The following is a 12,786-nucleotide window of genomic DNA, read 5'->3' as shown; positions in this document are numbered from 1 at the left end:
GGCACTATATTAGCTGATAGGTGATATTTATATAGGAAGGTCGATAAACGGAGGTGAAATTATGGCAGTTGTGAAGCATACAAACCAAGATATCAACCTCTTGGCAAGACTGCTTAGAGCAGAAGCTGTAGGAGAAGGAAAATTAGGTATGATGCATGTTGGTGCTGTAACCGTAAATAGAGCTAGGGTTGTTTGTTCGGATTTTGAAGATGTACGTACCATACAGGAAGTGATTTTCCAGCCAAGGGCTTTTGAAGCGATTGAATTTGGAATGTTTTATCAAAGAGCAAGAGAGAGTGAAAGAAGATTGGCACGTAGAGCTATTAAAGGGGAAAGGCGCTGGCCTGCTAAGTATAGTTTATGGTATTTCAGACCTCCTGGTGATTGTCCGCCTACTTGGTATGACCAACCCCTAGTGGGAAGATATAAACTACACTGTTTTTATCAGCCAACCGGAGAAGAATGTGAAGATGTGTATAATACGTTTTAACTAATTGTAACTTATAAAAGTAATCAGATAAGTTTATCAAAGACTGGCGATGGGTTTATTGCTGGTCTTTTTGTCTTTTTCACCAGATAAGTTTGAAATTTTGATGAATCTTAACACAAATATTGATATGATAAAAGGTGATTGTATTTTTACAAATGAGGTGATGATTTTGGAACAAGATGAACACCGACGAAGAATTGTAAAAGAAGAACTAAAAAAACTAAAAGAAAAACAATACATAAAAGAAGATACATATAAAGACGTTTTACAAGCTCATAGTCAGTACGTTGCTGATCTGAATCTAGAAAATGAACAAGAACATGATGAAAAAGGAAAAGCTGAACAGGTAAAAGCAGTACTTCCTGAACCGAAAAAAGTAAAGAAAACATTATCACCACAGGAAGTCCGTGAACGTAATATTACGTGGTCTCTAGTTCTTGGTGTTGTCTTATTATTGATCGGAGGTTTAGTGCTTGCTACGAGCACGTGGGATACGCTGACAGACTGGAAGAAAACAGGACTTATCGCTCTTGTTTCACTTCTATTCTTCGGACTTGCTTATTTTACGACACGTGTTTTAAAAATAGCGAAAACTGCTTTTGCCTTCCATGTACTTGGAAGTTTATTTCTTCCTATCGTTATTCTATCGGCGGGTTATTTTGAATTATTTGGTTCTTATTTCTCCATTGGTAAGGGGAAGTATCTATATGGAGCAATAGGCAGTTTAGTCATTTTACCTGTATATCTTCTTTTGTCTGTGAAATTGACTGCCAGGTTATTTGTATGGTTTTCGTACATAACCTTTACCGTTTTTGCAGGGTTTACGATTGCTTCTTTACACTTACCTGTAGATGGGTTTTATTTGGGAATTATGGTATTTAATGCAGCACTTGTAATAGGGTATCATTTTCTGAGAAAACAGGAACGATTTAAGCTGTTCACACAAGAATTTGTCCTGTATATTCAGGCGAACTTAATACTTTCCACATTACTGATGCTCGTGTTTTATGAACATGAGTTGATTTACAGTTTTAATTTGTTACTTACGGCTATTATTTACTTTGCCATGATCTTTGTGACGAATCACAAGGGATATCACATGGTGTTTAGTGCGATGTTAGTGTATGGTGCATTTCAATTGATCGAGTTTTCTATGTTGAACGAGATTGGAGCGATTGCGTATGCGTTGCTAGGTTTTGTATTTATAGCTTTACCGGTATTTTTAAAGGATAGCCCTTCATTACAGAAAGCTTTTCAGTATACAAGTGCTATTGTTTCTTTCTTTGCCTTTCTTTATATAAGTTTTGAAGGAATTCTTCTGAACTTTAACGAGCCTTCTATTGTGTTGTTGATTGCTTATGTCATTATTGCATTAAATTTCGCCTATTTAGCAAATAGTGTAAAACGAACTCTATTTATTTATTTGAGTCCACTGTTTTTGATGGCGGCATTATACGAAACGGTCTTAATAGCTCAGGATTGGTTTGGGTATGTGAATTTAGGCTTACCATTATTTATAGCTGGCTTTTTCCTATACGTCGTTTTCGGGTGTTTGATGACGCTTGGTTTCTTCCAACAGATCAAACGGAGTTCAAGAGACGTGGGTGGCATTGTAATGCTATTTAGTATTCTTGGTAGTTATGGATTCACAAATAGCTGGCAGGTTGGCACTATGTTTCTGATGCTAGCTGTAGCTACATTATTCATGGAACCATTTGAAAAACGTTCCTTTTTTACGGGTACAGCATTTGCATCGTGGGTACATGCGTTGTCGATTGGTCTTGCTGTAACCACATATACTTCCGGGAGTGTAGTAGATAATTTCGCTCACTACTCATATCCAATGGAAGCTGGGAATTTTGTTTTTGCGGGAATAATCGTACTTCTTGTAAGTCTTTTATGGAGGCAGCTCAAACGAAGACCCTTTTACGATCATTCGTTTTTTGTTGCTCATGGCTTTTACGCTTTAGGAATTTGGAGAACCTTTACATTTGGTTTCGATGCCCTGATACGCTCACTAATTGTGCTTGGTGGGATAGGAATGGCCTATCTATTATATAGAAAAACCAAATGGATTTTTATGCCTTATATGATAAGTAGCATTTCGCTATTATTTTATCTTACAATATTATTCGCGGTTTTTACTGAATTCAACATTCAATCAGAAGTATATGAGTCGTTGCAGTTTGTGATAGGGGCACTGCTGCTGTTAGGCACAGGGTTGATTATCGGAAATCTGGACAGAAAGCTCATGAAAAGTTTCTGGTGGACAGGTCACATTTATTTACCTTTTTCATTACTAATTAGTTTACTGATCTCTGGTGATATGGCAATCTGGGCATTTTTTGTTGCTACTGTTATTTATGGCGTGAGTGTACAAAAGGCAACTGTTGGCTGGATGATTAGTACCTTTTTATACGCAGGTTTCACGTCTTTGTGGGTCGTCATTAGTCTGGCACTGCACTTATTGGAAGTAACTCATCATATTCCGTACGCATTCTTATTAACTAGCGCAATGCTTATAGTAGCATGGTATATTAGTAAGGGATCATGGACACGAAGGATTGCCTATTATGTTGTTCCATTTTCTGTAATTGGTATCATTACCTTTTTCTCGATCTACCCGTATAACTTGGTTCCATTTGTGGTTACAACGCTTTATGCCATTGCTATATTAGTGGTGATGCATAAAGAAAAGTGGGACATTTTCAATGTAGTTCCGCTTCTTATCATCTATTATGGGATGAATGTATATATTCCAGGTTTGGACTGGGCATATTCCATGCAGACTACAGGACTTGTCTTTGTTGTGATCGTTACGATCGTTGGGATGTTGATTTATCCTTCTCTTATTCAGAATGTAAAAAAGAAGATGCCAACTGTTGATTGGTACACCATTGTAGGTTTCCTAGCAATATGCGGCTTGTATCTCTGGTCCACTGAAGCGTTATGGACAATGGTACTGCCGGGACTACTTATATCTGGCAATCTAGTATTGCAACGAAAGCGGATTTTGTTTGTTGCGCCAAAATGGATTGTATTTTTAGCATGTATCTTTATACTCCAGCCTTATTACACCGTACTTGTTCAGAGTGATATACCAGCGTTATTCGAAAGAGAACTGTTTGTGTTGACTTGGGTAGTTCTGGTAATCTACCTGAAGAAGATTACTGATAAATCACTTCAAGCAATTGTTCACCATATACAATGGGTCATATTGATTTTAGTTTCCTTACTCCTGATCCAGGATGGAATGGCGAGTTCAACTATTTACGATGCGCTGATTGTAGGGGTACTCGCGCTTCTGTCTGTTCTTGGTGGGATGAAGTATCAAATTAAGTCGTTTTTCTTTGTTGGATTTGGGGTATTGCTATTAAACGTATTTTTACAAACAAGACCATACTGGGGGAATCTCCCATGGTGGATGTACTTGCTAATTGCGGGTTCTATATTAATTGCTGTGGCAAGCTATAATGAATGGCATAAGCAAAAAACGTCGGATGGAAAAGATACATGGCTGTCTATCGTTAATAAAAAAGTCATTCAGAAGATTAAAAAGTGGGAATGAAAGATGTTGTAAAATCTAAAGTATACGAAATATGAAAAAGGTGGTTCTATAAATGTCAGTTGTCGATTTTTAAGCTGCAAAAAAGTGGTCAAAAATCCCTAAGAATTTTCAAGAGCAACTTATTCATAATGTTTTCTGTTCAGATTGTGGAGAAACCACCATTGTGGATTACTCGCTTCAAAATGACGATCATGGAGTTATCCTCGAAGGAAAATGTAAACATTGTGGAGAAGATGTAGCACGGTTTGTTGAGGATGCAGAGTAAAACATTAATAATTTTATCGTGATATGGACTATCCCTGTCTAAACTGGAATATAGTATATAACGTAAATAATTCTAGATTCAGGAGGTAATTTTCATGTCTAAAAAAGTCTTAATTCTCGCTGGTGATGCTGTAGAATCGTTAGAAATTTATTATCCTTTTTTTCGTTGTTTGGAAGAAGGTTATGAAACTACCATTGCTGCATCTTCAGTTAAAAAGCTCCATACAGTTGTTCACGACTTCATTGGCTGGGAAACATACACAGAAACAGGTGGCTACATGATTGAAGCGGATGCTAGTTTTGAGGACATTAATCCTGAGGAGTACGATGGATTAATTATCCCAGGAGGCCGTGCACCAGAGCATATACGCTTGAACGAACATGTACCAGCGATTGTGGGTCACTTTTTTGAAGCGAACAAACCAATAGCTGCTGTCTGCCATGCAAGTCTAGTGCTAACAACGGTAAAAGAGCATATGAAAGGTCGCGAATTAACGGCATATATTGCCTGCAAACCAGAGGTCGAAGCAGTAGGTTCAACCTATATTAGTGAATCCAACCACATAGATGGGAACTTAATATCTGGTCATGCTTGGCCTGATTTACCAGGACTAATGAAAGAATTTACTGATCAAGTAAATCGTGAAGCAGATAAACACGTTCTATAGAGGAGCAATACATTAAGATAGCGAGTTGGATCACATACCAACTCGCTATTTTTGTGTTTAAATGCTGTTTTCTTTCCGCCGCTGGTATAACGCCCATCATTAAAGAACTGCTATCATTTCGTTTTTATAACACAGACTACCACTTTTATGATGGTTGATTGGAGAGGAGGGCAGTCGACTCCTGTGGGAACAGCACGTGTCTGAAGACCCCGCAGCGGTGGTTTTCCGCTTCGGAGGGCTGAAGCCGTGCCCGCGGAAAGCGACTGCCCGTAGCGGAAATCAACCAAGCAGTTACGTCACAGTTTATATCTATTCTCTCAATAGTAACAATCTTTACCAAAACAGCTATTTAAAAAGAGGATAATTCACCAGTTTGATAGAATAGGTAATAAAAGAAAACGTTTTTAAACGTGTTATGGAGGTTATAATCATGAAACTAATTAGCTATAAAATAAAAGGAAAACCAAGTCCACTTCGAGTTGGCTTTATGTTGAATGAGAAAGTAATTGATCTTCAGGAAGCATATCGTCAATTACTTCTCTCTAAGCAAGAAAAAGATTTAGCTAATAACCTACAAAATATATTTCCAGCTGATCCAACACAATTCTTTACTGCAGGGAATGATGTATTCGATAAAGCAAGGGAAGCATACACGCTTGTAAAAAGACATAATACAGAAGGTATCAGCTTTGACGTGGAGGAAGTATATGTATCCACTCCAATTCCATCACCATCAAAGATTATCTGTGTCGGGAAAAATTATGCTGAACATGCAGCTGAAATGCAGAGTGATGTACCTGATTTTCCAGTACTATTTTCAAAGTTTTCTAATGCACTCGTTGGCCCTGAAGATGCGATTGAGAAATCAGATGTTACTCAGAAACTTGATTATGAAGTTGAACTTGCAGTGGTTATTGGAAAAGAAGCGTCTCACGTAAAAAGAGAAGATGCCCTCGGCTATATTGCAGGCTACACGATTGGCAATGATATATCTGCCCGTGACTTGCAAAAAAGAACGCCTCAATGGTTACAAGGAAAGACGCTTGACAACAGTACGCCGGTTGGCCCATGGATCGTTACAGCTGATGAAGTGGGTGACCCTAGTAATTTATCCATTCGTTCACTTGTAAACGGGGAAGAGCGCCAGTCATCCACTACAGATCAGTTGATTTTTGATATTCCTTTTCTGATTGAATTCATTTCAAACCTTATTACGCTAAAGCCTGGGGATCTAATTCTTACAGGAACTCCTAATGGCGTTGGCGTTGCCATGAAACCTCCGCAGTTCTTACAAGATGGGGATGTGGTAACACTCGAGATCGAAAAAATCGGTCAGATGGAGAATAAAGTAGTAGAACGGTAGATAAAAAAAGACTGGTAACATTCCTAACGGGTTCACTTGTGAGGTGCCAAAATAGTGAATCACAAGTTAAATCACACCTATAATCACATTATTAAATTCAAAGTAAAAAATGGCATTGGATATTTCTCCAAGCCATTTTCTACCTAAATTTCTGTTGTTAAACTAAATCATCAGTTGACTTTAAGTGTATAATTTCAACAAACATTAATTCATAAAGTAAGTACATGGTTTTACTTTAGTGTTTCAACTGGAATATCAAATACAATCCACAAAATGAGAATGAAAATTACAGATAACCCCCAAGCCAATAATGGATTTTTATGATGAATTTTTAGCATTAAAAACATTACAATCAGAAACAGGAACGACCACCACATATTCCAATCATTATGATGGTTTATCAAATCTAAATATGTTAGATTGATGTACTCCACAATCCAATAGATCAATATCCATAATGAAAACCAAAAAATTTGTTTTCGCCTTTCTTGTGGAAAGCGACCAAGGTATATTAAAACAGTCGAAGGGTACACTATAGCCATAATCACAAGATTAATAAAAGTGTGATTTTGTAATATATTCTCACCAAAAAAAGTTTCTTGGTACGTCCACATCCGATAATCATAAAGCAGGAAATTTTTTAGCAAATCTACACAAATTAAAAAAAGGATAGTCGGATAATAATATCTCCATCTTTTCCAATCTCCCCATTTGAACCCTGCTAATAAAAACAAAACATTATACAAAAAGTGCATACATACGCCTCATCATCATTTTAGCTATTACTATTTCCAGTTTAATGGATAATTATCAAATAGAACTACACCCTCATTACAAAAAAACTGTAAAAATATACACTTCTTTCACTTAATGCCTCTTTAGCAAACAAGGAGCTGCCACATCGACAACTCCTTGTTCCACTCTTTTAATAAGTTTAATGCCAAACATACTCAATATTCTCTCTTGTTTCTCTTTTTACATAATCCCATTCAATATCGATATTGGACCAAACCCCTTCAATAAGTTTAACAATGTGTACCTTTTATTTTTATATTTCACATAATAATTTGGTTTTTTGAGAAAATAAAAATAAATAAAGGAGGGGACATATAAATGCTAGGTTTTTTTCGTATTGGATTGATTTTAATATCATGGGGCACTGTTTTATTTCTCCCTAAAAAGTCGTTTTTTAAATACCTACCGGTTACACTTTTTTCATCTATAATTATTTTAACAGAATATCTATTAGGGGCTCCTCGAAACTGGTGGAAAGCAAAGGGCGGTATTAAAACGATAGCCAATAATGGACTAACTTTTACTTTTGGACCTTATTTTATAGGGTGCCTTTGGATATTTCGTCTAACTTATGGGAGATTTTGGTTATATACTCTTCTTAATTTAATATTGAATTATTTACTTGCGTATCCATTAAATACATTTTTTGAAAAAATAAATCTCTATAAATTAAATAAAATTAAACCGATTCATATTTTTTTACTTTCGTTAGGTTATGCATTTGCGAATTATGGGTTCCAATTAATTTTAGATAAAAACCAACCAACCGAACAGAAATTACACCAAACACAGAAAAGGACCTAGAGATATATGGACAATAATAGAAAAGATAAAAAGCAGAAAAAAGGTAAGAAAATGGAAGCTAAATTGCTCTGGTACTACTAAGGCTGAGCAATTACAGTTTAGCTTTTTCTTATTGTTTCTTACTCAGTTTTCATTTTATGACCTACTTTCAAATGTATTTTATATCATTTAACATACTTGTATAACAAGCATTTGGAAGCTCAATACTTTCCTTTCTTTATTAACCTGCTAGATAGATAAATGGTGCTATCCTTTATTAAGATAAGCCCCCGTTACTTTTAGGTACAAATTTCACAAGCAACTTGTTGTCAAACATACAAAATCCTCCTCCTAAAACCGGTTCATTTTTTATCAAAAACAAAATCAACTAGCTTAGAAGGGTGTAAGATAGAGAAAAATGAAAGAATCATCCGTTATACCCTTTGAGAGGGTTGTAAATCTTAAACTTTTATACTATAGAACAATAATAGCGGTTTTTGCTGTTTGGGTATTACGTAAAGAAGATATATCATTTATAATAGTTGTGTTTTTTAAGGGCTTTCTATAGGGGGTACTGTTAATCTCGGTGGCATAGAACATTAAAGACAACTGAAGAAATTGCTACATAGCAGAAAAATCGTAGCAATAGTAACTAAAGGAGTGTATTACACATGTTTAACTGGAACAGATTAGGGATAATTGCTGGTTTATCTTTATCCCTTGTAGTAGCTGGTTGTGGAGAAGAAAAACAACAAAGCGCTAGTGAACAAATGGATTATACAATTACTGGTCTGGAACCTGGTGCCGGACAAACGGAACTGAATAACCAGGTTATAGCCGAGTATGAAAATCTTGATGGTTGGCAACAACAAACATCGTCAACAGGAGCAATGTTATCATCCTTAGCTGAAGCTATTGATAACAAAGAACCAATTATGATTACAGCATGGTCACCTCATTATATGTTTGCCAAATGGGATCTAAAATACTTAGAGGATCCTAAAGGTATCTTTGGAGAGGAACAACATGCTGCAACAATTGTAAGAAAAGGCTTAAAAGATGAACTGCCAAATGCTTATACGATTCTTGATCGATTCCATTGGGAAGTATCAGACATAGAATCAGCCTTGCTAACAGCTAATGAAGAAGGATTAGAGATGGATGCGTTAGCACAGCAATGGGCGGATGAAAATCAAGAAGCAGTTGCAAAATGGACAGAAGGAGTAGAACCAGTAGATGGTACACCAATAGAATTAGTTTCAACTCCTTGGAGTTCAGAATTATTTACAGCAAACGTAGCTAAAATTGTATTGGCACAACAAGGATATAAAGTTACGCTTACTCCAATTGATCCAGCTGTTTTGTTCGAGTCAATTTCAACAGGTGATGCTGACGCTTCTCTTTCTCCTTGGGTGCCTACGACGCATGGTGCTTTATATAAGGAACATGAGGGTGGATTTATAGATCTAGGACCAAGCTATGAAGGTACCAAGATTGGATTAGCTGTGCCAGCATATATGGAAGTTGATTCCCTTGAAGATTTTGAACCTGCAGAGTAAGTACATTGAATACTAAAAATGATATGCTCCCCTTTAATTAATTTGGTTACTAAAGGGGAGCATTTATTATGTTTAAAAGATATCTAAGTGCAACAAAGGCTTGGCGATAAGCCAAGTTTTCTAATAGACTAATTGTAATGTAATGGATATACTTGATCAATTGTTTCCATATCTTCTGAAGAAATCTCTACATCTGCTGCTTTTAAGTTATGGATTAGTTGCTTTGAATTTCTTGCACCAGGAATAACGGAATCAATCGGGTTCTTGGTTAAATAATACGCAAGAACAACATGAGCAACTTCTACATGGTGTTTGTTGGCGATACCTCTAATTTTTTCTACGTTCGCCAAGTGTTTAAGGTATTCATCTCCCTGAAATTGTGGCTTTTTCTTTTGACGCTCAGAAAGTATTGTATCTTTGTTGTATTTCCCTGCTAATAATCCAGAAGCTAACGGGAAGTATGGGACAAACGAGATGTCATTTTCTATTAGATAAGGAAAGAGTTCTTTTTCCGCAGAACGATCAAGCAAATTGTAGTTCCCCTGAACAACTTCAAGATAGCCGTCCTGATTTGCTTCTTTCAATTGGTTCATAGAAAAGTTGGAAACACCTATCGCCCGAATTTTTCCGGCTTCTTTTAATCGCTGCAGTGCACCGATAGATTCATATTTTGGTGTACCTTCATCAGGAAAGTGTATATAGAAAAGATCAATTACATCGGTTTGCAGCCGTTTTAGACTTTGATCGACTGTTTCATTTAGAAAATCAGGTGAATTATCGACAATTACGTCATCCCCAACATACTTATGTGATCCTTTTGTTGCTATTACAGCACTGTTTCTCCATTTGTTTTCTTTCAATGTTTTCCCAATAATCTCTTCTGATAGTCCTCTTCCATATAAAAAAGCAGTATCGATAAAGTTTAACCCGTTTTCCATTGCAGATTCAATAATTTTACCACCATATTCGGTGTTCGTTTCTTTATTTTCTTCCCCAATCTTATTGGCACCTAATCCAATTGGGTGAATATGTAATCCTGTTTTTCCTAACTCAATCTTTTGAACCATTGTAACCCATCCTTTTTATAAGTTTTCATTTAAAATATGTAATCCTGATCAAATCCTGCTTTGATCAGGTTCTATCGGTCTATCATTATCTACCATTTTTGCTTCTCTTATGGAAAATATGCCAGCTGTAATTAACAAAATGCCAGGGAGTAACTGAAATAAATTTACTAAGCTATTTCCTATTCCTACTACTAGTAACCATGTTCCCGTTTTCTTCAGTTCGTTATCCAAATGATCGGGTGTTGACTTTACTAATGTGACAATAAAAAATGATATCGTTATAGCGCTTTGAATTACTGCAATTAGTAAACCAGTTTCTAAAGCATCATCTGTAAGGTTTGAATCAATCTTTCCACCTAAAAAAGAAGGTCCTAGAGCAATCCAAATAATAGAACCAAGGATTCCTATGATAGAACCGATTAATCCCATAAGATAAATATATGTTTTATTCAAAGCAAAGTCCCCCCCATTCAAAATCCAAAAATGTGTGCTGTTTCTATTATAATGGACGTCGTAATTTTCTTACAATTATTTTAACATAAAAACCCATTTGCTTTTATAATTTTTGGTTGGAAATGAATTAATTCAAATCTTCTTTAAAAATGCCTTCTTGCCAACGTTGGTAAAGATAAATAATGACAGCCAGTGTGAGCATTATTAAATATACACCCCAGTTTGATATCTTAATAAGCTCATTTATACCTAACCAATTTGTTAATGGTAGGAAAACAAATGCAAACATGGCATCAATAATGATATTGGTTATCATATAAATTTTGAAATTGTGATATGTAAAATAAAATATCCAGATTGTTCCAACTAAAAACAGACCATAAGCAAATGAACCATGCGTTATATAACCCCAAGGTAAAATATATTCTTTTAGTTTCCACCAATCATAGGTATAAGCTATTTCATAAATGATCATGAGTAATAACGTAACAAATATAGCAACTGGCATAAAACGCTTAATTGCTCCAGTTTTCATTAGGAACAGAGATAGCCAAGGAGCAATTAAAGACATCCATAGTAAGATTTCATTTAGCAAAATTTCCACCACCTGAATTTTTTGTTAGTACAAAAAAGTATCAATTGAACGTTATTGCTTTTTATTCACTAATTCCTCACGACTTATTATTTGCGGGGTCTTTTCCATTCACTTATTTTTAACCATCAACTCACCCAAACCCTCTGCATATCTTCCAAGTTTAGCTAATAGCCTGGCATAGTAAAGTCCTAGGCCCTTTCGTAAACTAACGGCTATGGCTGCACCGTAATTACTTATACCGATCCCCATCATGTTTTCTACCTAAATAAATCGAAAATCTGTTTTTGATGCGTAGTGGAACATTTAAGGGCATAGGAGATGATCGGGTCTAGATCCGTTTCTTCCTTTGTTAAATGGAAATGCTTTAGCAATCTTGGATATATGTGGTCCATAAGAGAGTTATTTCAGTTCTACGAGCATGGGATGATGATTAGTCATAATTCTCACTTTCCATTTTTAAGTAGTGTTCACTAAACCAGCTAAATTATATATCTTATTAATTTCTTGATTACATAGTATTACTAATCCACGGAAAAGATAGTAATAGCTTTAAAATAAGTGACTATAGAGGAAATAATATGACTATTCTATTTTTACTAATATATGTGTTTATAGGTTGGAAATTTGGTGTGTGGAAAGAATTCAAAAGGCTTTACCCCACACTTCTGTTTTTTATAATTGGAGATCTACTTTATCAGTTTCTGCTTTTTGACTATACGATGTGGATGTTTCACCCAGTAGGCACAGTTGATGAGGGGTTAGGGTTAAACCATACGCTGATTGCAATAGGAAGAATGTCCATTCAATATCCGGTCACAATTGCTGTGTTTCTTGGCAGGATGACATCTGAGAAAAAGCAACAAATACTTTCTATTATTTTGTGGATAGTTATCTATAATATGTCTGAGTTTTTCTTTAATTATGCTGGCGGACTTACCTATCATAATGGCTGGAATTATGGCTGGGATATTGCATTTACGTTGATGATGTTTCCGATGCTATTGATTCATTACAAAAACCCTATAGTAGCATGGCTTCTTGTTATCCCAATCGTATTCGGATTGTGGTGGATTTTCGATGTGCCATTCTCGGTACTTAAATAACCAAATTGGAGAGTGAACTACTCCCACCACTTACCACCCTTACGGGTTGCTTGAAGTGGGGGCTTCTTGGGTAATCGT

The 12,786-nt window shown here is 35.9% G+C and carries 12 protein-coding genes; 7 read left to right on the top strand and 5 right to left on the bottom strand.

Going from position 1 to position 12,786, the window contains the following annotated elements; all coding sequences use genetic code 11:
* Window positions 1–61: 61 nt before the first annotated feature.
* From ACFQ3N_RS12745 to ACFQ3N_RS12730, 4 genes are all read left to right on the top strand, one after another.
* A complete protein-coding gene (locus tag ACFQ3N_RS12745; protein ID WP_390362913.1) occupies window positions 62–490 on the top strand; it encodes a cell wall hydrolase in 429 nt (142 codons plus the stop codon).
* Between the two features lie 103 nt (window positions 491–593).
* On the top strand, window positions 594–4,058 hold the full coding sequence (locus ACFQ3N_RS12740; RefSeq protein ID WP_390362912.1) for a hypothetical protein: 3,465 nt from the start codon (window positions 594–596) through the stop codon (window positions 4,056–4,058).
* 359 nt (window positions 4,059–4,417) lie between these two features.
* The gene (locus tag ACFQ3N_RS12735) at window positions 4,418–4,990 is read left to right on the top strand and encodes a DJ-1/PfpI family protein (RefSeq protein WP_390362911.1); all 573 of its coding nucleotides are present in this window, start codon (window positions 4,418–4,420) and stop codon (window positions 4,988–4,990) included.
* Between the two features lie 430 nt (window positions 4,991–5,420).
* Window positions 5,421–6,353: a fumarylacetoacetate hydrolase family protein gene (locus ACFQ3N_RS12730; RefSeq protein ID WP_390362910.1), complete on the top strand. Its 933-nt coding sequence runs from the start codon at window positions 5,421–5,423 to the stop codon at window positions 6,351–6,353.
* A gap of 230 nt (window positions 6,354–6,583) precedes the next feature.
* On the opposite strand, the gene ACFQ3N_RS12725 is transcribed toward ACFQ3N_RS12730, so the two are convergent.
* Window positions 6,584–7,108 (bottom strand): CBO0543 family protein, encoded by a 525-nt coding sequence (locus tag ACFQ3N_RS12725; protein ID WP_390362909.1) that lies wholly within the window; start codon window positions 7,106–7,108, stop codon window positions 6,584–6,586.
* Between the two features lie 358 nt (window positions 7,109–7,466).
* On the opposite strand from ACFQ3N_RS12725, the gene ACFQ3N_RS12720 reads away from it, so the two are divergent.
* Together ACFQ3N_RS12720 and ACFQ3N_RS12715 are read left to right on the top strand one after the other, a co-directional pair.
* A complete protein-coding gene (locus ACFQ3N_RS12720; protein WP_390362908.1) occupies window positions 7,467–7,952 on the top strand; it encodes a hypothetical protein in 486 nt (161 codons plus the stop codon).
* Between the two features lie 650 nt (window positions 7,953–8,602).
* Window positions 8,603–9,490 (top strand): glycine betaine ABC transporter substrate-binding protein, encoded by an 888-nt coding sequence (locus ACFQ3N_RS12715; protein ID WP_390362907.1) that lies wholly within the window; start codon window positions 8,603–8,605, stop codon window positions 9,488–9,490.
* Between the two features lie 128 nt (window positions 9,491–9,618).
* On the opposite strand, the gene ACFQ3N_RS12710 is transcribed toward ACFQ3N_RS12715, so the two are convergent.
* The 4 genes from ACFQ3N_RS12710 to ACFQ3N_RS12695 form a co-directional block, all read right to left on the bottom strand.
* Complete coding sequence (locus ACFQ3N_RS12710; RefSeq protein WP_390362906.1) at window positions 9,619–10,557, bottom strand: aldo/keto reductase; 939 nt, start codon at window positions 10,555–10,557, stop codon at window positions 9,619–9,621.
* A 48-nt stretch (window positions 10,558–10,605) separates the two neighbouring features.
* Window positions 10,606–11,010 (bottom strand): hypothetical protein, encoded by a 405-nt coding sequence (locus tag ACFQ3N_RS12705; protein WP_390362905.1) that lies wholly within the window; start codon window positions 11,008–11,010, stop codon window positions 10,606–10,608.
* A 127-nt stretch (window positions 11,011–11,137) separates the two neighbouring features.
* A complete protein-coding gene (locus ACFQ3N_RS12700) occupies window positions 11,138–11,605 on the bottom strand; it encodes a hypothetical protein (protein WP_390362904.1) in 468 nt (155 codons plus the stop codon).
* Window positions 11,606–11,713: 108 nt separating this feature from the next.
* Window positions 11,714–11,854: a hypothetical protein gene (locus ACFQ3N_RS12695; protein WP_390362903.1), complete on the bottom strand. Its 141-nt coding sequence runs from the start codon at window positions 11,852–11,854 to the stop codon at window positions 11,714–11,716.
* A gap of 329 nt (window positions 11,855–12,183) precedes the next feature.
* Between ACFQ3N_RS12695 and ACFQ3N_RS12690 the strand changes: the two genes are divergently transcribed.
* Window positions 12,184–12,708 carry a CBO0543 family protein gene (locus ACFQ3N_RS12690; RefSeq protein ID WP_390362902.1) on the top strand — a complete coding sequence of 175 codons (525 nt, stop codon included), beginning with the start codon at window positions 12,184–12,186 and terminating at the stop codon, window positions 12,706–12,708.
* Window positions 12,709–12,786: the final 78 nt, after the last annotated feature.

The organism is Virgibacillus byunsanensis, from assembly GCF_042675965.1.
GTDB lineage: Bacteria > Bacillota > Bacilli > Bacillales > Amphibacillaceae > Virgibacillus_R > Virgibacillus_R byunsanensis.
Note: the sequence above shows the minus strand (reverse complement) of the source record. Positions and strands in the feature narration are given on the sequence as shown.